Raw genomic sequence first — 26,483 nt, 5'->3', positions numbered from 1 at the left:
CATATCACCTTGAGCCAGGGCCGCAAGGTTGGCATGTTCGGCCGCCGGTGAGCACAGAGGCTGCGGCCCTGGCTCAAGGTGATCGTCCAGTTCCAGGCGACGGGATGACCACCCAGCTCGGGTTTTGTGCAAAGACTTTTGCGCTACGCGCCGGGGTGGTGGCGGCCTAGGAAGCTCACCATGCTCGGCACCACGGTGCGGTTGAACGAGTCGCCGTGCTTGCCTCGTGCCGTGTAGCCGATTTCGGGTTTCACCGCCGCGATGAAGCGCCGGGCGCCGTGGATGAACGCGTCTTCCGTGCCGCACCACAGGGCGGTCGGAATGCCCGTCGTCGCCTCCAGGTGGCGTAGCGGGTCCATCGAGGCCCAGTCGGCTTCGTCGCGGAAGGCGCGTCGCTTCGCCATCTCCGTCCACGACAGCATGAGCGCCGGCGCCAGCAGGGCCAGCGCGCCCACCGGCTGGCGGCGCTCCGCCCGGCGGCGGGCGTACAGCAGCGCCCCGAAACCGCCCATCGACATGCCGGTGCAGGCGAACGGCACCCCGTCCACGCCGCCGAGGCCGCGTTCCCGCAGCCACTGCGGCACCTCCTCCAGCAGCATGCCCATCGGATCGTCGCCGGGCACGTTTTCGTGCCAGTAGTTGTCGCCGCCGTCGACCGCCACGAAACCGTACGGCTGGACCCGCTTGCGGGCGACCTGGCTGGCCAGCTCGGCGAGCGTCCCGGTCGGCGCCGCCGTCCGCGCCCGCCCGTGCAGGCCGTGCAGCAGCAGCGACACCGGCAGGTTCCGCGGCGGCGACTTCGACGGCAGCAGGATCACCAGGTCGACCATCCGGTTCCGGTACCGCGACCACACCCGCTCGACCTTCGCGACCCCGATCTGCGACGCGGGCGACGACGACGCCACACCCAGCGCCCGCTGCAGCGCCTCGCTCACCGGCAGCACACCGGTCGCCGTCCCCGCGGCGACCGCGGCGATCCCCAGGCCCGAGGCGCCGGCGATCAGCACCGAGCGGCGGCTGGGCCGCCTGCGCGGTTCAGTCGCTTCGTCCTCGTCCACCTGGCCTCCCGGCGCCATTGAACATCAGTCCCGTAACCCATGTCGTGGGAAGTTCCGCAACCGATACACCGACGGGACTAATGTCGTGCCCATGCGGTTCGCGATCTCCATTCCCCAGTTCGTGGCCGACGGAACGTTCGACCCCGCCGCCTTCCGCTCGTACGTGCGGCGCGCCGAGGAGCTCGGCTTCGAAAGCGGCTGGACCCAGGAGCAGGTCCTCGGCACCGCCCCGCACCTCTCGGCGAACGAGACCATGGCGTACGCGTTCGCCTGCACCGAGCGCCTGCGCCTCGGCTGCGCGGTGTACGTCACCCCGCTGCACATCCCGGCGCACCTGGCCAAGAGCCTCGCCACGCTCGACCAGCTCAGCCGCGGCCGCCTGGAGGTCGGCGTCGGCAGCGGCGGCCGCAACCGGCCGTTCGCCGCGTTCGGCCTCGACGGCGAGGCGCACGTCGCCCGGTTCACCGAGGGGATCCGCCTGGTCAAGGCCCTGTGGACCGAGGACGTGGTCGACTTCGACGGCCGCTTCTGGCAGCTCGATGGCGCCTCGATGCAGCCGAAGCCGTTCCAGAAGCCCGGCCCGCCGCTGTGGTTCGGCGGCAGCCACCCGAACGCGCTCAAGCGGGCCGTGAAGCACGGAGACGGGTTCTTCGGCGCGGGCTCCTCGACCACCGCGGCCTTCGCCGAGCAGGTCAAGACACTGCGCGAGGTGCTGGCCGAAGCCGGGCGCGACGACTTCCAGGTCGCCAAGCGCGTCTACATCGCCGTCGACGACGACGGGGACGCCGCCCGCCGGCGCGCCGCCGACGGTCTCGCCGAGATCTACGGCAAACGCGGCCTGGAGGCGGTCGCGGTCGCCGGCACGCCCGACGAGTGCGTCGCCGGAGTGCAGGAGGTCGCCGCCGCGGGCGCCGAGCTGATCCTGTTCACCCCGTTCGCCGACCAGGCCGAGCAGATGGAACGCCTCGCCGCCGAGGTCATGCCCCGGATCTGACGCTCACACCCCGGCCGGCTCCAGCACGCGCTGGTCGCCGGTGTAGAGGTTCATGCTGGTGCCGCGCAGGAAACCGACCAGCGTCATGCCGTTCTCCTCGGCCAGCTCCACTGCCAGCGACGACGGCGCGGACACCGCCGCGAGGAACGGGACCCCGGCCATCGCGGCCTTCTGCACCAGCTCGAACGACGCCCGCCCGGACACCAGCAGCCCGCAGTCCGACAGCGGCACCCGGCCCTCCAGCAGCGCCCAGCCCAGCACCTTGTCGACCGCGTTGTGCCTGCCCACGTCCTCCCGCACGGCCAGCAGCGACCCGTCCGCCCGGAACAACCCGGCCGCGTGCAGGCCGCCCGTGCTGGCGAACACGCGTTGCTGCTTGCGCAGCGTGTCCGGGAGCCCCGCGAGCACCTCCGTGCTCACGGCGAAAGTCGACTCCCCGGGCGCGAAGCGGGTCTTGAGCTTCACCGCGTCGAGCGCCGCCTTGCCGCACACGCCGCACGAGGACGTCGTGTAGAAGTTGCGCTCCACACCCGTCTCCGGCGGCGCCACGCCCTCGGCCAGGGTGAGGTCCAGGACGTTGTAGGTGTTGCGCCCCTGGTCGTCGACGCCGTCGCAGTACCGGGCCGTGAACACGTCGTCTTTCGACGCGATGACACCCTCGGACAGCAGGAAGCCGTGCGCCAGCTCGACGTCGTGCCCGGGCGTGCGCATGGTGACGGCCAGGGACTTGCCGCCGACCCGCAGCTCCAGCGGCTCTTCGGCCGCCAGCAGGTCGGCGCGCCGCGTCTGCCCGCCCTCGGTCAGCTTCCGCACCGGTCGTCGCACCGTCACGCGCCCCATCGGGCACTCCATTCCGCTCATCGACGACAAGACCTTGCCGTGCCGTCGTACATCTAGTAAGAAATTGCAGGCTCAATCACCAGCGTAGGGGAGCCCGCCGTGGCCGTCACATTCCTCGACCGTTCGCACAGCATCGCGCCTCCGGACTGGAGCCGGTGGCTGATCCCGCCGGCGGCCCTGTCGGTGCACCTCGCGATCGGCCAGGCGTACGCGTGGAGTGTGTTCAAACCGCCGCTGGAGAAGGCGCTGGGCCTGTCCGGCACGCTGAGCGCGCTGCCGTTCCAGCTCGGCATCGTCATGCTCGGGCTGTCCGCGGCCTTCGGCGGCACCCTGGTCGAGCGCAACGGGCCGCGGTGGGCGATGTTCGTGTCGATGACCTGCTTCTCCACCGGGTTTGTAGTGTCCGCGCTCGGCGCGTTCACCTCCCAGTACTGGCTGGTGGTGCTCGGCTACGGCCTCATCGGCGGCGTCGGGCTCGGCATCGGCTACATCTCGCCGGTGTCGACGCTGATCAAGTGGTTCCCGGACCGGCCGGGCATGGCGACCGGCATCGCGATCATGGGCTTCGGCGGCGGGGCGCTGATCGCCTCGCCGTGGTCGAGCCAGATGCTCGAGTCGTTCGGGTCGACACCCAGCGGCATCGGCACCTCGTTCCTGATCCACGGCGTCGTCTACGCGGTGTTCATGTCGCTCGGGGTGTTCCTGGTGCGGGTGCCCGCCGAGGGCTGGAAGCCGAAGGGCTGGGAGCCGGCGGCCGCGAAGGCCCGGTCGATGATCACCACGGCGAACGTGTCGGCCGCCAACGCCATCAAGACGCCCCAGTTCTGGTGCCTGTGGGTCGTGCTGTGCTTCAACGTGACCGCGGGCATCGGCATCCTGGAGAAGGCGTCGCCGATGATCACCGACTTCTTCCGCGGCACCTCGGTCCCGGTCGGCGCGACCGCGGCGGCCGGGTTCGTGGCGCTGCTGTCGCTGACCAACATGCTCGGCCGGTTCGTCTGGTCGTCCACTTCGGACTTCATCGGCCGGAAGAACATCTACCGCATGTACCTCGGGGTCGGCGCGCTGCTGTACCTGGTGATCGCGCTCGTCGGCAACTCGTCCAAAGTGGTCTTCATCCTCGCGGCGATGGTGATCCTGTCCTTCTACGGCGCGGGTTTCGCCACGATCCCGGCGTACCTGAAGGACATGTTCGGCACCTACCAGGTCGGCGCGATCCACGGCCGTCTGCTGACCGCGTGGTCGGCCGCCGGTGTGCTCGGCCCGCTGATCGTCAACGCGATCGCCGACAGCCAGAAGCGCGCGGGCAAGCAGGGCCCGGACCTCTACACCACGTCGTTCTACATCATGATCGCGCTGCTGGTGATCGGGTTCATCGCCAACGAGCTGGTGCGCCCGGTGAGCGCGAAGTACCACGAACCGGAGAGCGCGGACGCCGCGCGCGAGGAGGCGAAATGAGCACGCCGGAGCAGGCCCCCGCGCGCCGCCGGGTCTGGTTGATGACGCTGGCCTGGCTGTGGGTGGGCGTGCCGTTCCTCTACGGCCTCTACGAACTGATCCTCAAGGTCGTCAAGCTGTTCGGCGGCTAGAACAGCCCGCCGCCGGCGTGGATCGACTGCCCGGTGATCCACCCGCCGTCGGCGGAGGCGAGGAACGCCACGATCGACGCGATGTCCGACGGCTCGCCGAGGCGCCCCAGCGGCGTCTGGGCCGTGGTCGACGCGAGGCGTTCGGCGCTCATTCCCGCTTCGAGCGCGTCGCTGCGGGTGGCGCCGGGCAGCACGCTGTTGGCGGTGATCCCGCGCGGCCCCAGTTCCTTCGCCGCGGCGCGCACGAGCTGCTCGGCAGCCGCCTTGCTGGCCGCGTACACGCCGCTGTCCGGTCGTGCGGTGACCGTGGCGCCGCTGGAGATCACGATGATCCGGCCGCCGTCCCGCAGCCTCTTCGCGGCCTCGCGCAGGGCGACGAACGTGGAGCGGGTGTTGGTGGCGAAGACCCGCTCGAAGTCCTCGTCGCTCGCCTCGGCGAGCGGGGCGAACCGGGCGATCCCGGCGTTGCCGACCAGGATGTCGAGACCGCCGAAGGCCGACTCGACGGCGTCGAACAGCGCCACGACCTGCGCCGGGTCCGCGACGTCGGCCTGGACCGCCACGGCCTGCCCGCCCGCGTTTGCGATGGTGCCGACCACCTTGGCCGCCGCGTCCGCGTCGGTGCGGTAGTTGACCACCACCCGGGCGCCCTCCGCGCCCAGCCGCTCGGCGATGCCCCGCCCGATGCCCCGCGATCCGCCCGTCACGAGGGCGACCCTGTCCGTCAGCACTGTTCCTCCAGATGATCGATAATCGAGATACTCGACTAATTGGTGGAGGATGTCAACTATGCTGGGGGCATGGAGGGTTTGGCCGCGGCGGTCGCCGCGCTGCACCGCGAAGCGGCGGTGCTCTACGCGGGAATCGCCCGCGACTTCGACCTGACCAGCCAGCAGACCCAGGTGCTGTGCGGCCTGGCGCGGCGCCCGTCGTTCGGCGAGCTGGCGGCGTTGCTGGGCTGCGACAAGACGAACGTGACCGGGATCGTCGACCGGCTGGAGAAGCGCGGCCTGCTCGCGCGCGAGACCGACGCCAAGGACCGTCGCGTCAGCCGCGTCGTGCTCACCCCCGCGGGCAAGGAGCTGCGCGAACGGATCCGGCAGCGGTTCGCGGAACTGGTGGGGGAGCGGTTCAGTGCCCTGACGGACGAGGAACGCGCCCGGTACGCGAGCCTGGTCGAGGTCCTCGGCGGGCCGGTTCGGGCAAGCTCTCGCTGAGCCGCCGGCGAGCCTGAGCTGGACTTCTCAGTGATGTAGTGGCTCGCCGCGCGCGTCTGGCCCAACGCCCGTCAGTGGTGCAGCTCGCGCAGGCTCTCGATCAATCCCCGGCTCGCCGAGCGCACGTGTTCCTCCGCCAGGTCGCCCAGTCCCTCGACCCGCCGCGCGCGCAGCAGCGTCGCCAGCTCGCGGTGCTCGTCCACCACGCGCGTGCGGTAGTGCTCGTGCGACAGCCGCACCCGGTGGGCCTGGAACATGTGCACCTGCGACCGCACGGCTTCCCACGCGCTGGTCAGCCTGCCGTTGCCCGCCATGGCGTACACGCAGTCGTGGAACTCGATGTCCAGCGCCACCAGCCGGTCGCCGTCCGCCGGGCCGCGTGCCTCCCGGTCCATCGCCGCCACCAGCCGGTCGAGCTCGTCGAACTGCCCGGCGCGGCCCCGCTTGGCCGCGGTCAGCGTCGCCAGCCGGTCCAGCGCCGCGCGCACCTCGTAGACCTCGGTGATGTCGGTCTCGCTCAGCTCGATGATCCGCGTGCCCCGGTGCCACTCGCTGTGCACCAGCCCCTCGCGCTCCAGGATCGCCAGCCCCTCGCGCACCGACCCGCGGCTGACCTGTAGCGACCCGGCCAGCTCGACCTCGCGCAGGGCGCTGCCGGGCGCGAACCGGCCGGACAGGATCTCGTCGCGGATGCGGTCGGCGGCCTCTTCGGCCAGACCACGCCGCCGGGCGGGCTGCATGTCCTAATGTTGACATTACGACATCGGCCGGGTCAAGCTAGAGCCACCGACGATGAAGGAGGCACCATGACCCGCCCCGCGTTCCACCTCGCGATCCCGGTCGACGACCTCGGCCGTGCCCGGGAGTTCTACGGCGGGGTGCTCGGGCTGTCCGAAGGCCGCTCCGACACCAAGTGGGTGGACTGGAACTTCCACGGCCACCAGGTGGTCACCCACGTGGTCGAGGGCGCGCGCAACGAGGCGGGCCGCAACCCGGTCGACGGCCACGACGTCCCGGTGCCGCACTTCGGCCTGGTCCTGACCGTCGAGGCCTTCCACGAGCTCGCCGGCCGTCTCAAGGACGCCGGCACACAGTTCGTCATCGAGCCCTACCAGCGCTTCGCGGGCGAGCCGGGGGAGCAGTGGACGATGTTCCTGCACGACCCGGCCGGCAACGCGCTGGAGTTCAAGGCCTTCCGCGACGAGTCCCAGCTGTTCGCGAAATGAGCCGCGGCGTCCTCATCACCGGTGCGTCGGCGGGCCTCGGCCGCGCGATCGCCACGGCCTTCGCCGAGCGCGGCGACCGTGTCGCGGTGCACTACAACTCCAACCAGGCCGCGGCGGAAGCCACCCTGGCGGCCCTGCCCGGCGACGGCCACGCCCTGGTGCAGGGCGACATCCGGGAGGCCCAGCGCATCGCCGACGCTGCCGAAGCCGCCCTCGGCGGGGTCGACGTCCTGGTCAACAACGCCGCCGTGGTGACCACCAGTGAGACCGCGCACCCGCTCGCCAAGACGACCTTCGAGCACTGGCGGGAGGTGTGGCGGCAGTCGGTCGAGGTGAACCTCCTCGGCGCGGCCGACGTCACGTTCTGCGTCGCCCGGCACATGATCGACCGCGGCGCGCGCGGGCGCGTGGTCAACGTCGGCTCGCGCGGCGCCTTCCGCGGCGAGCCGGACCACCCCGCGTACGGCGCGACCAAGGCGGCGCTGCACTCGCTGGGCCAGTCGCTCGCGGTGCACCTCGCGCCGCACGGCATCGCGGTGAGCACGGTCGCGCCGGGGTTCATCGCGACCGAACGGGTCGCGGACTGGCTGAGCGGCGAAAGGGGCGACGCGCTGCGGGCCCAGTCCCCGTTCGGCCGGGTCGCGGAGCCGCCGGAGATCGCCGCCGCGGTGGTCTACCTCGCCTCCGCCGAGGCCGAGTGGGCCTCCGGCGCCATCCTCGACCTCAACGGCGCCTCCTACCTGCGGTCCTGAGGACAGTCCTCCGGGCGGACCACGCGCAGGATCTGCTCGGAGATCGCCCGGAGGGCGTCCACCTGGTCCCGCGTGAGCACGTCGAACACCAGCTCGCGCACCGTGTCGACGTGGTGCGGCGCGGCCTGCTCGATCGCCTCCCGGCCCTCGCGCGTCAGCACGATGAACGCGCCGCGCGCGTCGTCCGGGCACTCCTCGCGGGCCACCAGCCCGCGCTTCTGCATGCGCCGCAGGTGGTGCGACAGCCGGCTCTTCTCCCAGTCCAGCGCCCTGGCCAGCTCGAACACCCGCACCCGGCCCTCCGGCGTGTCCGTGAGCTGGACGAGCACCTCGAAATCGGGCAGCGACAGCTGGGAGTCCGCCTGCATCCGGCGGCCCAGCGCGGCGTTGAGGTGGCTCTGCATCTTCACGTACGCGCGCCACGCCTGCTGTTCACCGTCATCGAGCCATCGGGTCATGCCATCGAGTATAGCGGGAATAGTTGACGCGTCATCCAAGTTGTGCCACTGTGTCGATGACACATCAACCAGACCTTCACGGGAGGAACCCGAAATGACCACCCAGACCAGCTACGCGAACCTGACCGGCGAGTACACCCTGGACCCGACCCACACCCGGATCGGCTTCGTCGCCCGCCACGCGATGGTCACCAAGGTGCGCGGCGCGTTCAACGAGTTCACCGGCACCGCCCACATCGACGGTGACGACCCGGCCAAGTCGTCGGTGACGGTCGCCATCAAGGCGAACAGCATCGACACCCGCAACGCCGACCGCGACGCCCACCTGCGCAGCAACGACTTCCTGTCGATGGACGAGCACCCGGAGATCACCTTCGTCTCCACCTCGATCCAGCAGACCGGCGACGCGAGCTTCGACGTCACCGGCGACCTGACGATCAAGGGCATCACGAAGTCCGTCACCGTCCCGTTCGAGTTCGAGGGCACCGCCCAGGACCCGTTCGGCAACACCCGGGTCGGCTTCGAGGGCAAGACCACCATCAACCGCAAGGACTTCGGGGTCACCTGGAACGCGGCGCTGGAGACCGGCGGCGTCCTGGTGAGCGACAAGGTCACCCTCGAGTTCGAGGTCTCCGCGATCAAGGCCGCCTGACGCGGATGCCGGTGGTGCCCGGCGGGTACGCCGGGCACACCACCTCCGCCACCGGAAAGGAACGCCAGCCATGACCTCCGTCGACCTCGACGCGGTCCGCCAGGAGCGCGACCGAATCCGCGACGCACACCTCAAGCCCGCGGGGGAGCGGCCCGCCTCGTCCGCCCGCGGCCTCCACCACACGGCGCTGATCAGCAGCGACGTCGAGCGGACCGTCCGCTTTTACCAGGACGTCCTGGAGTTCCCGCTGACCGAGCTGATCGAGAACCGCGACTACCCCGGGTCGTCGCACTTCTTCTTCGACATCGGCAACGGCAACCTGCTCGCGTTCTTCGACTTTCCTGGCCTGGACGTGGGCCCGTACGCCGAGGTGCTCGGCGGGCTGCACCACATCGCCATCTCGGTCGACCCCGAGCGGTGGCAGCGGCTGGTCGGCAAGCTCGCCGAGGCCGGCGTGGAGCACGCGGTGCACAGCGACGTCTCGGTCTACTTCCGCGACCCCGACGGCGCCCGCATCGAGCTCATCGCCGACCCGCTCGGCGAGATGTACGGCAACACCGTCCTCTAGGACACCCGGCAACGCGGCGCCCCCGACGACGGCGCGATGCCAGCGGGCGGTGTCCAAGGTCGTGGCGCCAGGAAGTGGGCTACGGCCGTCGCAGCGCCCGCCGGGTGCGCCACTCCGCGTCCTCATTGAAGCGGAGCGATCGTCACCGAGTCCAGCGGGACAAGCGCGTTGGCATCCGCCAAGTGGGCCGACGCGCACCCGCGGGTTGTCGGGAGGCCGCCACCTGGCAGTGGGTGCTCGTCTCCCGGCCGAGCATGTGGCTGAGCGTGTCGAGTGGCCACGCGGCCTCGACCACCGCTCTGTTCGGCACTCGACCTGGTCGATCGACCCGGGTCAGGACGCGGGCTCCAGGCGGATCACGATCGCCTTCGAGACCGGTGTGTTGGACTTCTTCGCCACCGAGTCCAGCGGGACCAGCGCGTTGGCCTCCGGGAAGTAGGCCGCCGCGCAGCCGCGGGCCGTCGGGTACGCCACGACCCGGAAGTGCTCCGCCCGCCGCTCGCTGCCGTCCTCCCACTCGGACACCAGGTCGACCAGCCGGCCGTCGGCGAAGCCCAGCTCCGCCAGGTCGTCCGCGTTGACCAGCACCACCCGGCGCGCGTCCTCGATGCCGCGGTAGCGGTCGGACAGGCCGTAGATCGTGGTGTTGTACTGGTCGTGGCTGCGCAGCGTCTGCAGCAGCAGCCGGCCCGCGGGCACGCGCGGGAACTCCAGCTCGCTGGTCGTGAAGTTCGCCTTGCCCGTCGAGGTGCGGAACGACCGCGAGTCGCGCGGCGGGTGCGGCAGGACGAACCCGTCCGGCTGCCGCACCTTCGCGTTGTAGTCCTCGCAACCCGGCACGACCTGCGCGATCCGGTCGCGGATCAGGTCGTAGTTCCCCTCGAAGTCCCGCCACGGCACGGCGTGGTCGGCGCCGAACAGCTCGGTCGCGAGCCGGCAGATGATCGCCACCTCGGACAGCAGGTGCTCGCTCGCCGGCTTCAGCCGCCCGCGCGAGACGTGCACGCACGACATCGAGTCCTCGACCGTGACGAACTGCTCGCCCGCGGCCTGCGTGTCCCGCTCGGTGCGGCCCAGCGTGGGCAGGATCAGCGCGGTCCGGCCGGGCACCACGTGCGACCGGTTCAGCTTCGTCGACACGTGCACGGTCAGCTCGCACGACCGGAGCGCGCGCTCGGTCAGCCCGGAATCCGGGGTGGCGGCGGCGAAGTTGCCGCCCATGCCGATGAACACCTTGCCGCGCCCGTCGCGCATCGCGCGGATCGAGTCCACGGTGTCGAGCCCGTGCTTGCGCGGCACCGGGATGCCGAACTCGTCCTCCAGCCGGCTCAGGAACGACTCGGGCATCTTCTCCCAGACACCCATCGTGCGGTCGCCCTGCACGTTGGAGTGCCCGCGCACAGGGCACAGGCCCGCGCCCGGCTTGCCGATCATGCCGCGCGCGAACGCCAGGTTGCTGATCTCCTGGATCGTCGCGACCGCGTGCCGGTGCTGCGTGACACCCATGGCCCAGCAGTACACGGTGCGCTCGGACGCCGCGATCATCCGCGCCATCCGCTCGATCTGGGCGCGGTCCAGGCCGGTGGCCTCGTCGATCGCCGCCCAGTCGATCTCGCTCAGGTTCTTGGCCCAGTCGTCGAAGCCGTGCGTCGAGGACTCGACGAACTCGCGGTCCACGATCGTGCCCGGCGCGGCCTCCTCCCACGACAGCAGCAGGTGCCCGATCGCCTGGAACAACGCGAGGTCGCCGCCCAGCCGGATCTGCGCGAACTCGTCGGCCAGCGGCGTGCCCTTGCCGACGACGCCGCGCGGGTTCTGCGGGTTCTTGAACCGCATCAGCCCGGCTTCGGGCAGCGGGTTCACCGCGATCACCTTCGCGCCGCGGCCCTTGGCCTCTTCGAGCGCGGACAGCATGCGCGGGTGGTTGGTGCCCGGGTTCTGGCCGACGACGACGATCAGGTCGGCGTGGTGGATGTCGGCGAGGCTGACCGAGCCCTTGCCGATGCCGTAGGCCTCCGACAGCGCCGCGCCGGAGGACTCGTGGCACATGTTGCTGCAATCCGGCAGGTTGTTCGTGCCGAACGAGCGCACCAGCAGCTGGTACAGGAACGCGGCCTCGTTGCTGGTGCGGCCGGAGGTGTAGAAGATCGCCTCGTCCGGGCTGTCCAGCTCCTTGAGCTTGCCCGCGATCAGCCGGAACGCCTCGTCCCAGGCGATCGGCTCGTAGTGCGTGCCGCCCTCGCGCAGCACCACCGGCTCGGTGAGCCTGCCCTGCTGCCCGAGCCAGTAGTCGGTGCGGCCGTGCAGCTCCTCGACCGGGTGCTGGGCGAAGAACTCCCGCCCGACGCGCCGTTTCGTGGCCTCCTCGGCGACCGCCTTCGCGCCGTTCTCGCAGAACTCGGCGAGCTTGCGGTGCTCACCGTCCTCCGCGCGCGGTTCGGGCCAGGCGCAGCCGGGGCAGTCGAAGCCGTCGCGCTGGTTGAGCAGGCGGAGGGTCTTCACCGTGCGGCCGGCGCCCATCTGCTCGACACCGCGCAGGAGTGACACCGCCACTCCCGGGATGCCCGCCGCCCACTCCTTGGGCTTGTGCACTTCGAGGGCGGCTTCGTCGATGTCGGCGCGGGGAGCGTTGCGTGTCACGTCCCCTATCTTGCGTCAGCGCCCGCCTTCGCGCGAGTACCGAGTTTCCGGTCGGTCACCGTGACCGTGAACAGCACGGCGCCGATCACGATGAGCGCCGCGGCCAGTTCGTGCAGGCCGTGCGAGGTGGCCCGGTCGCCGAAGCACAGCGCGATCAGCGTCGACGACCCGATCGCGCCGAGGTACTGCGCCGTGCGGAACAGGCCGCTCGCGGTGCCCATCACCTCCGGCGGCACCTGGCCGTAGAGGACGGTCTGGTTGGTCACGCTCGTCAGGCCCTGGCCCAGTCCGAACACCGCGGCGAGTACCACCAGCGCGCCGATCCACGTGCTGTCGTGCACGAACAGCAGCAGCACCGACCCGGCGAGCAGCGCCAGCGAGTTGACGACCAGCCGCCCCTTGAGCCGTGTCGGCTTGCCGGCCGACGCCGCGGCCAGCACGGCGGCCACCGACATCGGGGTCAGCAGCGCGCCCGCCGTCGATTCGGTGAGCCCGCGCGCGGATTCGAGCCACTGGACGTAGCCGAACATGATCGAGTAGACGATGAGGAACGCCAGCGCCTGGCGCAGGTAGGTGCGCAGGAGCGGGCGGTTGCCCGCCAGCATCCGCAGGTCGACGAACGGGCGCTCGGCGTGCAGCTCGACCCGGACGAACAGGGCGCCCAGCACCAGCGCGACGCCGAGCAGGTACAGGTCGGACACCGCGGGCGCCATCACGTAGAGCAGCACCGCGAGCAGGGTCGCGGAGAACAGGGCGATGCCGGCGACGTCGATCGGCTCGCGCCGGCCGGTGCGCGGCGGGTCCTTGGGCACCCAGACGAGCGCGAGCACGAACGCGACCGCGGCGAGCGGGATGTTGACCGCGAAGATCGCCGGCCAGCCGGCCAGTCCGATCAGCGCGCCGCCCAGCGTCGGGCCGATGACCATGACGGTCTGCGACGACATCGCGAGGACCGACAGGATGCGGCTCGGCACGCCGCCGCCGGTGGCGTCGGCGCGTTTGCGCAGCACCGCCATCGCGGCGGGGAAGCCGGCGCAGGTGCCGATGCCGAGCACGACCCGGACCGCGACCAGCCAGCCCAGCGAGAACGCGAGCAGGCCGCCGACGCCTGCGGCGAACACGGTCACCGAACCGGCCAGCAGCACACGCCGCGCGCCGAACCGGTCGACGAACAGCCCGACGACGGGTTGCCCGACGGCCGTGGCCAGGTACAGCGAGGTGATCAGCCAGGCCGTTTCCCCCGGCCCGGCGCCGAACGCCTGACCGATGGGCACCAGCGCCACGGCGATCAGGGTGGAGTTGATCGGGTTGAGCACCGCGCTGGCCACCAGGGGCAGGACCATGCGCGGCGGGTAGGCGGTTCGCGTGAGCTGTGTCGTCCGCTGGGACGTGGTCACCACTTCCTCATCGCTGCGCCAGCTTCGCGAGCAGGGGCAGCGCTTCGTCGATCTTGCGGCGCTCCTCGGCGGTGAGGTCGTCGGTCAGGGCGCGCGCCAGCCACTCCTCGCGGTGCTGGTGCACGCCCCGCACGGTCTTCTCGCCCAGGTCCGACAGGGCGACGAGCACGCGGCGCCCGTCACGCGGGTCGCGGGTGCGGCTGAGGTAGCCCAGCTCGTCCAGCGCGCCCAGCGTGGCCGCCATGGACTGCTGCCGGACGTGCTCGGCCGCCGCGAGCTGCGCCTGGGTGGCCGGGCCGTCCCGGTGCAGCCGCGCGAGCACGGCCGACTGCGAGGGCGTCAGGACGCCCGCGTTGTCCACCTGGCGCAGCCGGCGGTGCAACTGCCCGACGACGGCGCGCACCGCACCGGCGAGGCGCGCCGCGTCGTTCGGCACCCGGGTCATATAGACAGTCTAGACTGTTGAGTCTGGGCTGTCGAAGTGGCTACTCGCAGCCGCCGGTGAACTCCGGCATCGGCTTGGTCACGTCGTACATCGCCGCCTCGTCGAAGCCCGAGGTGTCCTGCGTGACGGGACGGGGCTCGCTGTAGGCCGGTGCGAGGTAGCCCCGCTTCGACGGCTCGCAGGCCATCGAGTAGATGACCCCCTGGGTCATCGTCACCCACAGGCCGCGGTCGTTCTTCTGGAACGAGGCGCCCCGGGTCAGTTCGAAGTCCACCTCGTAGCGGAGGAACACGTCGATGTCGGCGGGGCTCAGGATCGGCGCGTAGGTGCCGGGGTCGAACGCGTAGGCGACCGAGTAGTCCGCGTGCAGGGCGAGCCTGTTCGCGTCGTCTCCCGGAGTGGCGGTGATGGTGCCCGTGATCCGCGGGCCCGCCGGGAGCAGCCGGTAGCCGTCCTCGGCGAAGCTGACCACGGACCGGAAGTCGTCCGTCCGGTCGTTGATCGACTTGGCGAACTCCCGCCGGGCGTTCGGGGCCAGCAGGTTCAGCAGCAGCGATCCGTCGTGGCCCTCGATGGTGCGCCGGTCGAGCCTGCCGACCCGGATGACCTCCCGCACCTGGCCGACCGCCGCCGCGACCTCGCCGGCGGAGAACCCGCCGACCGGGCCGGGCGGGGGCGCCAGCAGCCCGTCCACCGACTCGCCCCAGGTTTCGGCTGGGGTGCCGTCGAACGGGCGCTCCAGGTTCACGCGCGCGATGTCCGGCAGCACGCTCGGCGCGGTCGGGCGCATCTCGGCCGGTGGGGGAGCGCTGCCGTCGTAGTGGGCGGACGTCGAGCGGCCCCACTGGACGAGCCCGAACACCGCCCCGGCCACGACGACCAGCGACACGCCGGTCCAGGCGAGCCGCTTGCCCGTCCGGCGCTCGCGGCGCAGGCCGGCCCGCGCCTGCTTCGCCGCGCGCCGCTGCCAGTCGGGGTCCCGCAGATCCGGGTGCTCCGCGATGTCGTAGTCGTCCACTTCGGACCTGCCTTCCGGTTCGATCTCGCCTTCTGATCGACACCGGGGGGCGAGCGTTACGGGGTGCAGGCGTCCTGAGACCGATCCGCAAACAACGGTGCGACGAGGCTCACTCGGGCGTACCGGCAGGCGCCGCCTTCGAGGTAGGTCTGGCCGCCCAGGAAATCGATCCCCGCGGTGGCGGCCTTGAACGGCGGCGACCTGCGCACCACGAAATCGAGCTGGAACGTGCGCAGCACGACCAGCTCGGCGGGGTCGAACACCGGCGCGCCCGCCGGGTCGAAGGCGTACGCGACGCGCAGGTCCACCCGCACGGTCAGCTCCGCCCGGCTGGCGCCCGGGCCCACCGACATGGTCCCGTCCGTCTTCGGGCCCGCGGGCAGCAGCCGGTAGCCGTCGGCGATGACGGCCAGGTACACCGGGAAGTTCTCGGTGCGCGCCAGCACGGCCGGCTCCGCGGTCTCGCGCGCCCTGGGGGACAGGAGGCCGAGGAACCGCTCGAACCGGCGCTGCTCGATCACCTCGCGATCGACGTTGAGCGCCGCGGTCAGCTGCCTGACCTGCTCGGCGGCCGCGGCGACCTCGGCGGCGGAGAAGTCGCCGACCGGGCTCGCGGCGGGCAGGCGCAGCCCGTCGATGCCGTCCGGCCACGCCGCCGCGGGCGTGGGGGCGAAGGGTGCGGCGAGGTCGACCGGCACCGCGACCGGCAACGCGGCAGGCAGGCCGGCGGCCCTGGCCGCGGACAGCACCGCCATCGGCCGGGTCGCCGGCGCCACCACCAGCGCCGCCACGCCGGCGAGGGCCAGTGTGGCCGCCGTCACCAGGGCCGACATCAGCCGCCAGGGTGCCCGCTCCGCGGGGCCGGGGATGTGCTCGTAGCCGTCCACTTCGGACCCATCGCGCCTCGCCGGAGATCGTTACCGGCCCCGGAGGAGACGCGGATGCGGCGCTGATTAGCAGGTTCGTACACTTACCGGTTGTGACGGAGAACGCCCCTGACCAGCAGCCCGCCCTCCCGGCCGCGTGGAACCCGGCCGACGAAGAAGCCGCCCTCTACCAGCGGTGGGTAGACGCGGGCTACTTCACGGCCGAGGCCGGGTCGGACAAGCCTCCGTTCACCATCGTGCTGCCGCCGCCGAACGTGACCGGCAGCCTGCACATGGGGCACGCGCTCAACCACACCCTGATGGACGTGATGACGCGCCGCCGCCGGATGCAGGGCTACGAGGTCCTCTGGCTGCCGGGCATGGACCACGCCGGCATCGCGACCCAGAACGTCGTCGAACGCGAGCTGGCCAAGTCCGGCAAGTCGCGCCACGACCTCGGTCGCGAGAAGTTCGTCGAGCGCGTCTGGGAGTGGAAGGCCGAGTACGGCGGCAAGATCCTCGGCCAGATGCGCCGCCTCGGCGACGGCGTCGACTGGTCGCGCGAGCGCTTCACCATGGACGAGGGCCTGTCCCGCGCCGTCCAGACCATGTTCAAGCGCCTCTACGACGACGGCCTCATCTACCGCGCCGAGCGCATCATCAACTGGTGCCCGCGCTGCCTCACCGCTCTGTCGGACATCGAGGTCGAACACTCCGAGGACGAGGGCGAGCTCGTCTCGATTCGTTACGGCGACGGCGAGAACTCGATCGTCGTGGCCACCACGCGCGCCGAGACGATGCTGGGTGACACCGCGGTCGCCGTCCACCCGGACGACGAGCGGTACAAGCACCTGGTCGGCACCGAGGTCGAGCTGCCGCTGACCGGCCGCCGCATCCCGATCATCGCCGACGAGCACGTCGATCCCGAGTTCGGCACCGGCGCCGTCAAGGTCACCCCGGCGCACGACCCGAACGACTTCGAGATCGGCCGCCGCCACGACCTGCCGATGCCGACGATCATGGACGAGCGCGCCACGATCACCGTGCCCGGCCCGTTCCAGGGTCTCGACCGGTTCGAGGCGCGCCCGGCGATCGTCGCGGCGCTGCGCGAGCAGGGCCGGATCGTCGCGGAGAAGCGCCCGTACCTGCACGCCGTCGGGCACTGCTCGCGGTGCGACACGGTCGTCGAGCCGCGGCTGTCGCTGCAGTGGTGGGTCAAGGTCGAGCCGCTGGCCCGTGCGGCAGGCGACGCGGTCCGCGACGGCCGCACCAAGATCCACCCGCCGGAGCTGGAGAAGCGCTACTTCGACTGGGTCGACAACATGCACGACTGGACGATTTCGCGCCAGTTGTGGTGGGGCCACCGCATTCCGGTCTGGTACGGGCCGAACGGCGAGACGGTGTGCGTCGGGCCGGACGAGCAGCCGCCGTCCGGTGAGGGGTGGACGCAGGACCCGGACGTCCTGGACACCTGGTTCTCCTCGGGCCTGTGGCCGCTGTCCACGCTCGGCTGGCCGGAGAAGACGCCGGACCTGGCGAAGTTCTACCCGACCAGCGTCCTGTCCACCGGCTACGACATCCTGTTCTTCTGGGTCGCCCGGATGATGATGTTCGGCCTGCACGGCGCTGACGGTGTCCAGCCGTTCGACCACGTCTACCTGCACGGCCTGATCCGCGACCAGTACGGCAAGAAGATGTCGAAGTCACGCGGCAACGTCATCGACCCGCTCGACTGGATGGACAGCTACGGCGCGGACGCCACCCGGTTCACCCTGGCCCGCGGCGCGAACCCCGGTTCGGACATGGCGCTGGCCGAGGAGTGGGCCGCGGGGTCGCGCAACTTCTGCACGAAGCTGTGGAACGCCACCAAGTTCGCGTTGATGAACGGCGCGACCGTGGCGACGCCGCTGCCGCCGGCCGCGGAGCTGACCGAGGCCGACCGCTGGATCCTCGGCCGCCTCGCCGCCACGGTGTCCGAAGTGGACGAACTGCTGGAGGACTTCCAGTTCGCCAAGGCCGTCGACCGGCTCTACCACTTCACCTGGGACGAGCTGTGCGACTGGTACCTGGAGCTGGCGAAGGTCCAGATCGCCGGTGAGCGGGCCGACAGCACTCGCGCGGTGCTGGGGCACGTGTTCGACACCGTGCTGCGGCTGCTGCACCCGGTGATCCCGTTCATCACCGAGAAGCTGTGGCAGGCGCTCACCGGCGGCGAGTCGATCGTCATCGCCGACTGGCCGAAGGCGGACGCCTCCTACGCCGACGCGGCGGCCGACGCCCGCATCGCCGACGTGCAGAAGCTGATCACCGAGATCCGCCGGTTCCGGTCGGACCAGGGCCTCAAGCCCGGCCAGCGCGTCGCGGCGCGCGTCAACGGCGCGGGCTTCGCGGACGTGTCGGCGCACGAGGAAGCGGTGCGCGCACTGGCGAGGCTGACCGCCCCGGAGGACGGTTTCACGGCGTCCGCCTCGGTCGAGGTGAGCCTGTCGAGCGGGAACGTGCACGTCGAGCTGGACCTGTCCGGTGCGGTCGACGTGGCGGCCGAGCGCAAGCGGCTGGAGAAGGACCTGGCCGCGGCGCAGAAGGAGCTCAAGCAGACCGAGGGCAAGCTCGGCAACCAGGCGTTCCTGGACAAGGCGCCCGCCGACGTGGTCGAGAAGATCAAGGTGCGCCGGGACGCGGCGGCAGCCGACATCGAGCGGCTCACCGCGCGGCTGGCCTCGCTGCCCACGGCCTGATCACGCGGTCCGGGACGGGCTTCGCGCCCGTCCCGGCGCCGCTGCCGGCCCACGGTGCCGAGCTCGGGGCCACTTCCGCGAACGGGCCGTCGGATCGCGAGCCGTGACGACGCCCGGTCGCGGGTTCGGTGGTGGCAGGGCGTGTCCAGCGGTGGCGGGTTCCTGGGGCTGGGGTGGCGTCCGGTCGTGGGTTCAGGTGATGCTGTCGAGGATTCCGGCGACCGGAGGGTGCGGTCCAGCGTGGGCAGGATGAAGGTGGAGTCCGGCACCGCAGCCCCGATCCAGGCGAGGTGGCGAACCGCCAACCCGGCGTCGAACTCCGCGGGAACCTGTCGCCGGATGGCCCGCACGTAATCGGCCGCGCCCCACTCGGGGTGGCCGGTCGGGAGATCCGGCGTGGCGCAGCGGTGACCGCCAGCGGTGAGGATCGTGGTCAGCCTGTCCCAGCCCGCCGGGGACTGGTTGGCGCCGTGCGGGAAGACGAAATCCCGGCATGGCAGGACACTCACCGAGGCGCTGGTTCCCGCGCCGCGCGGAGTGGTCAGCGGCCCACCGAGCCGTCGATCTGTTCACGCAGAATGTCGGCGTGCCCGGCGTGCCGCGCGGTCTCCTCGATCATGTGCACGAGCACCCAGCGCATCGAGGGCGGGTCGGTCTCCCGCAGCGATCGCGCGCCAGGGCGGTCCAGATCCGGGCAGGCGGCGATGATCGCGTTGCAGCGCTCGACCATGGCGCGGTACTCGGCGAACAGCGTTTCGGCGGTGTCCGCCGGGCCGGGGAACGCCTCGTCGTCCCACAGCTCGACCTCTTCGCCCGCGTACGCCCACACGAACCAGTTGTGCTCGACCGCTATCAGGTGCTTCACGAGCCGCAGCAGGCTCGTGCCGGACGGGACGCCCGCGGTGCGCGCGGCCTCGTCCGGCACGCCGTGCGCCTTCCCGATGATCGCTTCCCGCAGGTAATCGAGGAAGGCCACGAGCGTTGTCTTCTCGTCCGCGTTCAGGCTGGGCGGTCGTAGATCACCCCGAGTCATCGGCTCACTCTAGGCGGGCGGGTAGACGAGGATGCTCTCGCCGCCGTCGGTGGCCGTGCCCAGGTACGCCGAGCCGGCCGCGACGCCGTCCGGGACCTTGGTGCCGTCGGGCAGCGGAGTCGCCGTGCCGGTGCTCAGGGACACGCTGACCGGCGTGTCGTCGCTGCCCGCCGTGCCGTAGGCGGTGTCCCCGCCGACCGCCGTCAGGTCGATCGCACGCCGGTCCGGGGTCTCCGCGAAGCACTGGCCCTGCCCGGTCGACAGGTCGAACGCGACGTAGCCGGCGAGCAGGTGATCGCCGGACACCACCGGTTCGAGACCGGACGGACCGTGGGCGGTGCCGCCGTCGAGGTCGCACTTCACCGAGCCGCGGACCTGTCCGGTCGCGCCGTCGTGCAGTGCCCACAACCACTCCGTGGGGTCCTCGGTCGGCCAGCCGGCGAGGACCGACTGCCCGTCGGGGGAACCGACCACCTCGACGTTGCGGAAGCCCTCGTTCGAGCTCGCGCCGGCCGGCTTGACGTCGTCGCTGATCCACGCACCCGGCACCCAGAACGACTGGAAGCCCTGCACCAGCGGCCCGCTCGCGGTCGCCGCCACCACGGCCATCCTGTCGGTGCACGACCCGATGGCGTGCGGGCACTCCTTCGGCGGGCGCAGCCCGGCGTCGTCCTCCGGGTAGCTGGTCATGCTGCCGTCCGCGACGCGCACCACGGTCACCGTGTCCCCGTGCTCCAGGAACACCCGGCCGTCGGTCTGCGCCCAGTAGTCGCCGGACGTGACGGGCAGGCTGACCTCCCGCTCCGGCGTGACCGCCGTGCCCGACGAGTCCGTGCCGTACACGTAGAGGTGCGTGCTCCGCGCGGGCTTGTCGACGCCGTTGTCCGCGCCCGTGCTGGTGGTGGCCAGCACCGCGTACTCGCGGCCGCCGTCACTGGTCACGAACACGGTGGAGTCGAGGTCGCCCTCGGGCTCCGGCACCGGCAGGCTGCGCCACCGGACCGCCCCGGTGACGGCGTCGTGCGCGACCACGTGCACCCCGTCCGGACCGCTCGCCCGCACCAGGAACAGGCGGGCTTCCGGCGCGCCGGTCGGGCGCGCGAACTCGACGTCCTGCTCGGCGCTGATCGACCAGCCGCGGGCGGCGTCGAACTCGGCGGGAAGCGGTTCCCGCGGCGCGGACGGCGCGGCGCTGCTGGACACGGGCGGCGCGGCTGGGTGCCCGCCGTCGGAACCACAGCCGGCGAGCACCACGACCGCGCAAGCCGCCGCCAGAACACCCGTCACCCTGTACGACACGTCACCACTCCCAGTTGATCATCGAGCCGGAGCTGTGACGGGGGTGCGGCGCGAATGGTTCCGCCACCGGTCGGCGTTGGAAACGGCAAATCAGTGCAATTGCCAGGGAAGGGCACAAGGACCCTTCAGCGGTTCACTCGGAGGTGTGAAGATGGACGAACCTGTAGGTGCTCGAGTGGGGAAGACCGATGGACAGGACTCCCAGGCCGTCGGGGTGCACCGAGACCAGCCTGCACTGCCGCTGGCCCGCTTCGCCCCGTGACATCACGGCGCTGCGGTACGAGCTCGTGCGCTGGGCGCAGGACCTCGACCTCCCGGGTCACCTCGCGCACGCGATCGGTCTCGCCGGCTACGAGGCGCTGACGAACTCGGTGACCCACGCCTACCCGGAGGGCACGGACGGTCCGGTCGAACTGCACGCGAGCCGGGACCACGACCTGATCGCCGTCACCGTCATCGATCGCGGCCGCTGGAAGACACCGCCGCCGGGCCGCTCGATGTCCGACGGCCGCGGGCTCCGGCTCATCCGCGGGCTGGCCGGGCACGTCGAGGTCATGGCGACCGACGAGGGCACCACGGTGTCGATGACCTGGCAGCTGCCGAACCACCTCGGGTTCGCGCGGTCAATCGCGTAGGTGCGCGTACGTCACCGCGGCGACGCCCTGCATGCCGATGAAGAACGGGTGGTAGTTCGCGGCCCACGGCTTGAGGTCCTTGCCGTTGATCCACGCCTGCCCCGGCGGGGCGCACGCGTCGTGGCCCAGTGACGGTCCGAAGGTGTCCACATAGGACGAATCACCGTCGTCGGCGACCGCCTTCGCCAGCGCCGCGTTGAGTTCTTCCTCCACGCTGTTGAGCCAGGGGTAGTCGCCGTCGGCGAAGGGCAGCACGTCCGGGCAGGTGCCCGACGGCGGCGCGATGCGCGGGTAGCCGATCACCAGCACCTCGGCCTGCGGCGCGCGGTCGTGGATCTCGCCCAGCACCGCGGTGACGTTCGCCTGCGTCTGTGGCAGCCGCGCCTTGATCGTGTCGACGCCGTCGACCGTGAAGTGGCGCTCGCAAGGGTTGCCGGTGGGATCGGAGGCGCGCAGGCCCGGGCAGGTGCCGATGATCGTGCCGAAGACGCCGTAGTCGTTGCCGCCGATGCCGAGCGTGACCAGGTCGGTGTCCGGGCGCAGGGCGTCCAGCTGCGGCGGGTTCGGGCCGAGGATCACATCCTGCGGGGCGACCATGTCGTGGGTGTCCGCGCCGCTGCACGAGACGTCGGTGAACGAGCCGACCCGCAAGGTGATCGCCAGCAGCGACGGGTAGTTCCCGGTCGAGCGGAGGCAGCCGACGGGGTCCAGGCGCTGCAGCGGGATCAGCGGGCCCGCCGTGTAGGAGTCGCCGAGCGCGACGTAGTGCCGGTAGCGGGGTTGGGCGGACGCGGTGAGCGTCGAGGCGAGCAACGTGCAGGCGGCGACCAGGAGGACGAACATGCTGCGGCGCATGGGTAGTTCATAGCTCCGCGCGGGTCAGCCTGCCGCCGCCATTCGGGTGGGCTCGCGTTCCGTCACCTGTCCGGGGTAATGTACAGGTATGGACAGGACTGAACAGGTCGGCTTTTCCAAGCGGCACCGCCTGGTCTCCGATCTCGCCGAGCAGATCCGGTCGGGCCGGCTGGCGCGCGGCGAGCGGCTGCCCGGGGAGCACCAGCTGGCGCAGCGGTACCAGGTGAGCCGGGGCACGGTCCGCAGCGCCCTGTCCGAACTGCAGCGGCGCGAACTGATCGCGACGGAGAGCGGCGTCGGTTCGTTCGTCACCTTCGACGGCGTCGAGCTGGACCAGACCGTCGGCTGGGCCACCGCGCTCGCCCGGTCCGGGTTCGAGATCACCACCGACCTGCTGGCGATCGAGCAGGTGCGCGACGACGCACTCGCCGAGCGCTTCGGGGTCGAGTCGTTCGTCTCGATCCGCCGGTTGCGCCGCGACCAGGCCGCCGGTCCGGTGTCGCTGGAGGTCGCGCTCGTCCCGGGCACCGGCGCGCTCGCCGGGCTGCCGGAGCGGGGCCTGGTGCGCGGTTCGCTGACCGCGACGCTCGCCGACGCCGGCCTGCGCGCGGAAGGCGGTGATCAGTGGATCGGCACCGAGGCGCTGACTCCGGAGACCGCGGCGCTGCTGGAGCGTCCGGCAGGCACGCTGTTCCTCCGCGCGGTCCGCACGAGCACCGACGCGGCGGGCGGTCTCGTCGAGCACGTCGTCAGCCTCCTGGACCCGGCGCGGTTCCAGTTCCACCTCACGTTCGGCCGCCGGTGAGCGCGCGGGACCGGGCGCTCGGCGCGTTCGCCGGGCTCGCCGTCGGCGACGCGCTGGGCATGCCGACGCAGTCGATGTCGCGAACCGAGATCACCCGCCGCTACGGGCGGATCGACACGCTCGTGGACGCAGTCGCCGACCAGCCGATCGCGCCCGGCATGCCGGCCGGGTCCATCACCGACGACACCGAACAGGCCCTGTTGCTGGCGCGGCTGCTCATCGACGGCGATGGCCGGATCGACCCGCTGGTGTTCGCCCGCGCCCTGCTCGACTGGGAAGCCGACATGATCCGGCGCGGCTCGGCCGACCTGCTCGGCCCGTCCACGAAGCGTGCGCTGGACCTGCTCCAGTCGGGCGCGGACCCGGCCGAGGCCGGGCGCGGTGGCAGCACGAACGGCGCCGCCATGCGCATCACGCCGGTGGCGATCGCGACTCCGCCGGAGCTGGACTGCCTGCTCGACGCCGTCACCGAAGCCAGCCTCGTCACGCACAACTCCAGCCTCGGCATCGCCGCGGCCGCGGCCGTCGCGGCAGCCGTGTCCGCGGGAGTGGACGGCGCGTCGCTGCCCGAAGCGCTCGACCACGCCGAAGCGGCGGCCGCCGCCGGTGCCGGCCGCGGCGCCTGGAGCGCGGGCGGCGACATCGCGGCCCGCATCCGCTGGGCCCGCGGCTGGGTGTCCGGAATGGACTCGGCGACCCTCGCCGACGCCGTCTACCAGGTGATCGGCACCTCGGTCGCGGCGCAGGAATCGGTGGTCGCGGCGATCGCGCTGGCGCAGGCGCTGGGCGACCGGCCCGCCGACGCACTCACCCTCGCCGCCGGACTGGGCGGCGACACCGACACCGTCGCCGCGATGTGCGGCGCGATCCTCGGCGCGCAGCACGGCTTCGCCGGACTGCCCGCCGGACCGGTCGGCACCGTCCTCGCGGTCAACCGGCTGGACCTCGGCCCCGTCGTCGACGGGCTGCTGGAAATTCGTGGAAGGAAGTGACATGGCGACTGACACCGCTGTCGAGTCCCGCGCGGGTGCACTGGAGACCCGCGGCATCGAACCGGTCCCCGAGGCCGAACGCACCGGCAGGCCGGGGCAGCTGTTCTGGGTGTGGTTCGCCGCGAACATCTCCATCCTCGGTCTGCCGCTCGGCGCGACGCTGGTCGCGATCCAGGGGCTGACGTTCTGGCAGGCCGCGATCGTCGCGGTGATCGGGTCGGTCGGCTCGTTCGCGATCGTCGGCGCGGTGTCGATCGCCGGGCGGCGCGGGGGAGCGCCCGGCCTGACGTTGTCCCGCGCGGTGTTCGGCGTGCACGGCAACGCCGGGCCGACCGTGGTGTCGCTGCTGTCGCGGCTGGGCTGGGAGACGGTCAACACCACGACCGCCGCGTTCGCCCTGTTGTCCTTGTGCGCCATCGTGTTCGGCACCGCCTCGGACGCGAAAGCCGCGCCGGTGCTGACCATCGTGTGCATCGCGGTGTTCGTCGTCTGCACCGTGGTGGTGTCCGGGCTCGGGCACGCGGTGCTGGTCGCCGTGCAGCGCTGGGCGACGTGGATCTTCGGCGCGCTCAACATCGTCGTCGCCGTGAACCTGGTCGCGACCATCGACTGGAGCGCGGTCGGCGCCGCCGAGCCGGCGTCGGTCGGCGCGATGATCGCCGGGGTCGGGACGATCGCGGCGGGCACCGGCATCGGCTGGGCGAACGCCTCCGCCGACATGTCCCGCTACCAGTCGCCCGCGGTGCGGAACGGGTCGCTCGTGCTGTCCGCCGCCGCGGGCGCGGGGATCCCGCTGGTGCTCCTCATCGGCCTGGGCAGCCTGCTCTCCGCGGGCGACCCCACGCTGGCACAGGCGGACGACCCGGTCGCCGCGATCCGGTCGATGCTGCCCGCGTGGATGGCGGTCCCGTACCTGCTGGCCGCGTTCGGCGGGCTTCTGCTGTCCAACCACCTGTCGGTGTACTCCGCGGGGCTGACCACCTTGACGCTGGGCATCCGGATCAAGCGGGTGTACGCGGTGGTGGTCGACGTGATCGTCACCTTCGCCGGTGCCGCGTACTTCATGCTCGTCGCGGACAACTTCTACGGGCCGTTCATCGCGTTCATCAGCCTGCTCGCGGTGCCGATCACCGCGTGGGTCGGCGTGTTCGGCGTGGACATGCTGCGCCGCAGGCACTACGACCCGGCCGGGCTGATGGACCTGCGCCGCACCAGCGTGTACTGGTACCGGGCCGGGATCGAGCCGCGCGCGCTGCTGGCCTGGGCCGCGGGCATCGTCACCGGGTACCTGTTCACCACCGCGGGCACCGGCGAGGACGTGTGGTTCACCGGGCCGTTCGCGAACACCTGGCCGGGGCAGAACGGGCTGGGCTGGCTGATCACGCTCGTCGTGGCCGGCGGCCTGTACGGGCTGCTCGGCGGCGCGCGGACGGCGTCGAAGTGAGCAGGCTCGTCCACACCGGCCAGGTGATCGTCGACCTGGTGCTGCGGGTGCCGGACCTGCCGCGGCGCGGCGGTGACGTGCTCGCGGACGGGATGGATCTGACTCCCGGTGGCGGGTTCAACGTGATGGCCGCGGCGGCCCGCTCCGGCGCCGAGGTGGTCTACGCCGGCGCGCACGGCGCGGGCCGGTTCGGGGACGCGGTCCGGGCGGCGCTGGCGGCGGAGGGAATCGCGGTGGCGCAGGCTCCGCTGTCCGATGTGGACACCGGGGTGTGCGTGGTGCTGGTCGATGCCGGTGGTGAGCGGACGTTCGTGACCGGGACCGGCGCCGAGGGGTTGCTGGCGCCGGGCCGGCTGGACGACGTGCCGGTGGCGGCGGACGACCTGGTGTACGTCAGCGGGTACTCGCTGGCGCACGCGCCGAACCGCGCGGCGCTGGTGGCGTGGCTGCCGACCGTGCCGGCGCGGGTGCTGCTCGACCCCGGCCCGCTCGCCGCCGACCTGCCGCTGGACCTCGTGCTGCCGCACGTGGACATCCTGAGCTGCAACGCCGCGGAGGCCCGCGCACTGTCCGGAAAGGACTCGCTGACGGAGGCCGCGTCGTCGCTCGGCGGAACGGTCGTCGTCCGCGACGGCCCAGCCGGTTGCCTGCTGTCCGTGGACGGCGACGTGCGGACGATCCCGGGTTTCCCGGTGGAGCCCGTGGACACCAACGGCGCTGGGGACGCGCATTGCGGCGTGCTCGCTGCGGAGCTGCTCGCAGGGGCGGACCTTGTTGTGGCGGCTCGTCGGGCGAACGCAGCCGCCGCGATGGCCGTGCTCCGCCCCGGCCCCGCCACCGCCCCCGGCCGCCAGGAGATCGACGAGTTCCTGGCGGCTCAGCGGTAGGGCTGCGCCACTCAGGCCCGGCCGGCAAGCCCGACGCGCGCTCCGGCCGTGCGGCGTCGGCTCAGCGGTAGGCGC

At 71.8% G+C, this 26,483-nt stretch carries 27 protein-coding genes; 14 read left to right on the top strand and 13 right to left on the bottom strand.

Annotated elements, in window-relative coordinates:
* Positions 1–143 precede the first annotated feature (143 nt).
* Positions 144–1,076 carry an alpha/beta hydrolase-fold protein gene (locus ABZ215_RS29670; protein ID WP_237340244.1) on the bottom strand — a complete coding sequence of 311 codons (933 nt, stop codon included), beginning with the start codon at positions 1,074–1,076 and terminating at the stop codon, positions 144–146.
* A gap of 73 nt (positions 1,077–1,149) precedes the next feature.
* On the opposite strand from ABZ215_RS29670, the gene ABZ215_RS29665 reads away from it, so the two are divergent.
* On the top strand, positions 1,150–2,052 hold the full coding sequence (locus ABZ215_RS29665; RefSeq protein WP_020420758.1) for an LLM class flavin-dependent oxidoreductase: 903 nt from the start codon (positions 1,150–1,152) through the stop codon (positions 2,050–2,052).
* A gap of 3 nt (positions 2,053–2,055) precedes the next feature.
* On the opposite strand, the gene fdhD is transcribed toward ABZ215_RS29665, so the two are convergent.
* Positions 2,056–2,892: a formate dehydrogenase accessory sulfurtransferase FdhD gene (gene fdhD / locus ABZ215_RS29660; protein WP_237340242.1), complete on the bottom strand. Its 837-nt coding sequence runs from the start codon at positions 2,890–2,892 to the stop codon at positions 2,056–2,058.
* Positions 2,893–2,991: 99 nt separating this feature from the next.
* Here fdhD and ABZ215_RS29655 point away from each other — a divergent pair, with 99 nt between their 5' ends.
* Positions 2,992–4,350 carry an OFA family MFS transporter gene (locus ABZ215_RS29655; protein WP_237340241.1) on the top strand — a complete coding sequence of 453 codons (1,359 nt, stop codon included), beginning with the start codon at positions 2,992–2,994 and terminating at the stop codon, positions 4,348–4,350.
* Complete coding sequence (locus ABZ215_RS29650; RefSeq protein WP_272884099.1) at positions 4,347–4,481, top strand: hypothetical protein; 135 nt, start codon at positions 4,347–4,349, stop codon at positions 4,479–4,481. Before ABZ215_RS29655 ends, ABZ215_RS29650 begins: the two co-directional genes overlap by 4 nt.
* On the opposite strand, the gene ABZ215_RS29645 is transcribed toward ABZ215_RS29650, so the two are convergent.
* Positions 4,478–5,212, bottom strand: a complete 735-nt coding sequence (locus ABZ215_RS29645; protein WP_354953268.1) for a glucose 1-dehydrogenase — start codon at positions 5,210–5,212, stop codon at positions 4,478–4,480. The genes ABZ215_RS29650 and ABZ215_RS29645 overlap by 4 nt on opposite strands.
* A 69-nt stretch (positions 5,213–5,281) precedes the next feature.
* On the opposite strand from ABZ215_RS29645, the gene ABZ215_RS29640 reads away from it, so the two are divergent.
* A complete protein-coding gene (locus ABZ215_RS29640; protein WP_354953266.1) occupies positions 5,282–5,698 on the top strand; it encodes a MarR family transcriptional regulator in 417 nt (138 codons plus the stop codon).
* 71 nt (positions 5,699–5,769) lie between these two features.
* Here the strand turns inward: ABZ215_RS29640 and ABZ215_RS29635 are convergent, their stop codons facing one another.
* Entirely contained in the window at positions 5,770–6,438 is a 669-nt protein-coding gene (locus ABZ215_RS29635; RefSeq protein ID WP_354953264.1) for a GntR family transcriptional regulator, read from the bottom strand.
* A 66-nt stretch (positions 6,439–6,504) separates the two neighbouring features.
* Here ABZ215_RS29635 and ABZ215_RS29630 point away from each other — a divergent pair, with 66 nt between their 5' ends.
* A complete protein-coding gene (locus ABZ215_RS29630) occupies positions 6,505–6,924 on the top strand; it encodes a VOC family protein (RefSeq protein WP_020420765.1) in 420 nt (139 codons plus the stop codon).
* Positions 6,921–7,676 (top strand): SDR family oxidoreductase, encoded by a 756-nt coding sequence (locus tag ABZ215_RS29625; protein WP_354953262.1) that lies wholly within the window; start codon positions 6,921–6,923, stop codon positions 7,674–7,676. Before ABZ215_RS29630 ends, ABZ215_RS29625 begins: the two co-directional genes overlap by 4 nt.
* Here the strand turns inward: ABZ215_RS29625 and ABZ215_RS29620 are convergent.
* The gene (locus ABZ215_RS29620) at positions 7,661–8,134 is read right to left on the bottom strand and encodes a MarR family transcriptional regulator (protein ID WP_020420767.1); all 474 of its coding nucleotides are present in this window, start codon (positions 8,132–8,134) and stop codon (positions 7,661–7,663) included. The two genes, ABZ215_RS29625 and ABZ215_RS29620, sit on opposite strands and share 16 nt — an antisense overlap.
* A gap of 94 nt (positions 8,135–8,228) precedes the next feature.
* Here ABZ215_RS29620 and ABZ215_RS29615 point away from each other — a divergent pair, with 94 nt between their 5' ends.
* Both ABZ215_RS29615 and ABZ215_RS29610 read left to right on the top strand, forming a co-directional pair.
* On the top strand, positions 8,229–8,786 hold the full coding sequence (locus ABZ215_RS29615; RefSeq protein ID WP_020420768.1) for a YceI family protein: 558 nt from the start codon (positions 8,229–8,231) through the stop codon (positions 8,784–8,786).
* Positions 8,787–8,856: 70 nt separating this feature from the next.
* Entirely contained in the window at positions 8,857–9,354 is a 498-nt protein-coding gene (locus tag ABZ215_RS29610) for a VOC family protein (protein WP_354953259.1), read from the top strand.
* A 333-nt stretch (positions 9,355–9,687) separates the two neighbouring features.
* On the opposite strand, the gene ABZ215_RS29605 is transcribed toward ABZ215_RS29610, so the two are convergent.
* The 5 genes from ABZ215_RS29605 to ABZ215_RS29585 form a co-directional block, all read right to left on the bottom strand.
* On the bottom strand, positions 9,688–11,994 hold the full coding sequence (locus ABZ215_RS29605) for an FdhF/YdeP family oxidoreductase (RefSeq protein WP_354953257.1): 2,307 nt from the start codon (positions 11,992–11,994) through the stop codon (positions 9,688–9,690).
* Between the two features lie 5 nt (positions 11,995–11,999).
* Complete coding sequence (locus tag ABZ215_RS29600; protein ID WP_354953272.1) at positions 12,000–13,337, bottom strand: MFS transporter; 1,338 nt, start codon at positions 13,335–13,337, stop codon at positions 12,000–12,002.
* Between the two features lie 61 nt (positions 13,338–13,398).
* Positions 13,399–13,836 carry a MarR family transcriptional regulator gene (locus ABZ215_RS29595; protein ID WP_020420772.1) on the bottom strand — a complete coding sequence of 146 codons (438 nt, stop codon included), beginning with the start codon at positions 13,834–13,836 and terminating at the stop codon, positions 13,399–13,401.
* A 40-nt stretch (positions 13,837–13,876) separates the two neighbouring features.
* Complete coding sequence (locus tag ABZ215_RS29590; RefSeq protein WP_237337371.1) at positions 13,877–14,854, bottom strand: hypothetical protein; 978 nt, start codon at positions 14,852–14,854, stop codon at positions 13,877–13,879.
* A 56-nt stretch (positions 14,855–14,910) separates the two neighbouring features.
* Positions 14,911–15,741: a hypothetical protein gene (locus ABZ215_RS29585; protein ID WP_354953255.1), complete on the bottom strand. Its 831-nt coding sequence runs from the start codon at positions 15,739–15,741 to the stop codon at positions 14,911–14,913.
* A gap of 92 nt (positions 15,742–15,833) precedes the next feature.
* Between ABZ215_RS29585 and ABZ215_RS29580 the strand changes: the two genes are divergently transcribed.
* Entirely contained in the window at positions 15,834–18,458 is a 2,625-nt protein-coding gene (locus tag ABZ215_RS29580) for a valine--tRNA ligase (protein WP_354953253.1), read from the top strand.
* A gap of 541 nt (positions 18,459–18,999) precedes the next feature.
* Here the strand turns inward: ABZ215_RS29580 and ABZ215_RS29575 are convergent.
* Positions 19,000–19,491: a DinB family protein gene (locus ABZ215_RS29575; RefSeq protein WP_354953251.1), complete on the bottom strand. Its 492-nt coding sequence runs from the start codon at positions 19,489–19,491 to the stop codon at positions 19,000–19,002.
* Positions 19,492–19,500: 9 nt separating this feature from the next.
* A complete protein-coding gene (locus tag ABZ215_RS29570) occupies positions 19,501–20,790 on the bottom strand; it encodes a hypothetical protein (protein WP_354953249.1) in 1,290 nt (429 codons plus the stop codon).
* A gap of 188 nt (positions 20,791–20,978) precedes the next feature.
* Here ABZ215_RS29570 and ABZ215_RS29565 point away from each other — a divergent pair, with 188 nt between their 5' ends.
* On the top strand, positions 20,979–21,425 hold the full coding sequence (locus tag ABZ215_RS29565) for an ATP-binding protein (RefSeq protein WP_020420779.1): 447 nt from the start codon (positions 20,979–20,981) through the stop codon (positions 21,423–21,425).
* Here ABZ215_RS29565 and ABZ215_RS29560 read toward each other — a convergent pair.
* The gene (locus tag ABZ215_RS29560; protein ID WP_354953247.1) at positions 21,414–22,280 is read right to left on the bottom strand and encodes an SGNH/GDSL hydrolase family protein; all 867 of its coding nucleotides are present in this window, start codon (positions 22,278–22,280) and stop codon (positions 21,414–21,416) included. The two genes, ABZ215_RS29565 and ABZ215_RS29560, sit on opposite strands and share 12 nt — an antisense overlap.
* A gap of 88 nt (positions 22,281–22,368) precedes the next feature.
* On the opposite strand from ABZ215_RS29560, the gene ABZ215_RS29555 reads away from it, so the two are divergent.
* Genes ABZ215_RS29555 through ABZ215_RS29540 form a run of 4 tightly spaced genes read left to right on the top strand, consistent with a single transcriptional unit; the run spans position 22,369 to position 26,408 of the window.
* The gene (locus tag ABZ215_RS29555) at positions 22,369–23,085 is read left to right on the top strand and encodes a GntR family transcriptional regulator (RefSeq protein WP_354953245.1); all 717 of its coding nucleotides are present in this window, start codon (positions 22,369–22,371) and stop codon (positions 23,083–23,085) included.
* Positions 23,082–24,077 (top strand): ADP-ribosylglycohydrolase family protein, encoded by a 996-nt coding sequence (locus ABZ215_RS29550; RefSeq protein WP_354953243.1) that lies wholly within the window; start codon positions 23,082–23,084, stop codon positions 24,075–24,077. The genes ABZ215_RS29555 and ABZ215_RS29550 overlap by 4 nt, the downstream gene beginning before the upstream one ends.
* Position 24,078: 1 nt before the next feature.
* Positions 24,079–25,521 carry a cytosine permease gene (locus ABZ215_RS29545; RefSeq protein ID WP_020420783.1) on the top strand — a complete coding sequence of 481 codons (1,443 nt, stop codon included), beginning with the start codon at positions 24,079–24,081 and terminating at the stop codon, positions 25,519–25,521.
* Positions 25,518–26,408, top strand: coding sequence for a PfkB family carbohydrate kinase (locus ABZ215_RS29540; RefSeq protein WP_354953241.1), 891 nt, complete (start codon positions 25,518–25,520; stop codon positions 26,406–26,408). The genes ABZ215_RS29545 and ABZ215_RS29540 overlap by 4 nt, the downstream gene beginning before the upstream one ends.
* Positions 26,409–26,483 lie beyond the last annotated feature (75 nt).

This window comes from Amycolatopsis sp. NPDC006131 (assembly GCF_040614175.1).
Classification (GTDB): Bacteria; Actinomycetota; Actinomycetes; order Mycobacteriales; family Pseudonocardiaceae; genus Amycolatopsis_E; species Amycolatopsis_E tucumanensis.
This window is presented reverse-complemented; position numbering and strand designations above follow the sequence as displayed.

What these genes read in the sequence shown, in the direction of transcription:
- ABZ215_RS29670 (WP_237340244.1), bottom strand. Translation starts at nt 1,076, where the DNA reads ATGGCGCCGGGAGGCCAGGTGGACGAGGACGAAGCGACTGAACCGCGC.
- ABZ215_RS29665 (WP_020420758.1), top strand. Translation starts at nt 1,150, where the DNA reads ATGCGGTTCGCGATCTCCATTCCCCAGTTCGTGGCCGACGGAACGTTC.
- fdhD (WP_237340242.1), bottom strand. Translation starts at nt 2,892, where the DNA reads ATGGGGCGCGTGACGGTGCGACGACCGGTGCGGAAGCTGACCGAGGGC.
- ABZ215_RS29650 (WP_272884099.1), top strand. Translation starts at nt 4,347, where the DNA reads ATGAGCACGCCGGAGCAGGCCCCCGCGCGCCGCCGGGTCTGGTTGATG.
- ABZ215_RS29640 (WP_354953266.1), top strand. Translation starts at nt 5,282, where the DNA reads ATGGAGGGTTTGGCCGCGGCGGTCGCCGCGCTGCACCGCGAAGCGGCG.
- ABZ215_RS29635 (WP_354953264.1), bottom strand. Translation starts at nt 6,438, where the DNA reads ATGCAGCCCGCCCGGCGGCGTGGTCTGGCCGAAGAGGCCGCCGACCGC.
- ABZ215_RS29630 (WP_020420765.1), top strand. Translation starts at nt 6,505, where the DNA reads ATGACCCGCCCCGCGTTCCACCTCGCGATCCCGGTCGACGACCTCGGC.
- ABZ215_RS29625 (WP_354953262.1), top strand. Translation starts at nt 6,921, where the DNA reads ATGAGCCGCGGCGTCCTCATCACCGGTGCGTCGGCGGGCCTCGGCCGC.
- ABZ215_RS29620 (WP_020420767.1), bottom strand. Translation starts at nt 8,134, where the DNA reads ATGACCCGATGGCTCGATGACGGTGAACAGCAGGCGTGGCGCGCGTAC.
- ABZ215_RS29615 (WP_020420768.1), top strand. Translation starts at nt 8,229, where the DNA reads ATGACCACCCAGACCAGCTACGCGAACCTGACCGGCGAGTACACCCTG.
- ABZ215_RS29610 (WP_354953259.1), top strand. Translation starts at nt 8,857, where the DNA reads ATGACCTCCGTCGACCTCGACGCGGTCCGCCAGGAGCGCGACCGAATC.
- ABZ215_RS29600 (WP_354953272.1), bottom strand. Translation starts at nt 13,337, where the DNA reads ATGGTCCTGCCCCTGGTGGCCAGCGCGGTGCTCAACCCGATCAACTCC.
- ABZ215_RS29595 (WP_020420772.1), bottom strand. Translation starts at nt 13,836, where the DNA reads ATGACCCGGGTGCCGAACGACGCGGCGCGCCTCGCCGGTGCGGTGCGC.
- ABZ215_RS29575 (WP_354953251.1), bottom strand. Translation starts at nt 19,491, where the DNA reads ATGACTCGGGGTGATCTACGACCGCCCAGCCTGAACGCGGACGAGAAG.
- ABZ215_RS29565 (WP_020420779.1), top strand. Translation starts at nt 20,979, where the DNA reads ATGGACAGGACTCCCAGGCCGTCGGGGTGCACCGAGACCAGCCTGCAC.
- ABZ215_RS29560 (WP_354953247.1), bottom strand. Translation starts at nt 22,280, where the DNA reads ATGCGCCGCAGCATGTTCGTCCTCCTGGTCGCCGCCTGCACGTTGCTC.
- ABZ215_RS29555 (WP_354953245.1), top strand. Translation starts at nt 22,369, where the DNA reads ATGGACAGGACTGAACAGGTCGGCTTTTCCAAGCGGCACCGCCTGGTC.
- ABZ215_RS29545 (WP_020420783.1), top strand. Translation starts at nt 24,079, where the DNA reads ATGGCGACTGACACCGCTGTCGAGTCCCGCGCGGGTGCACTGGAGACC.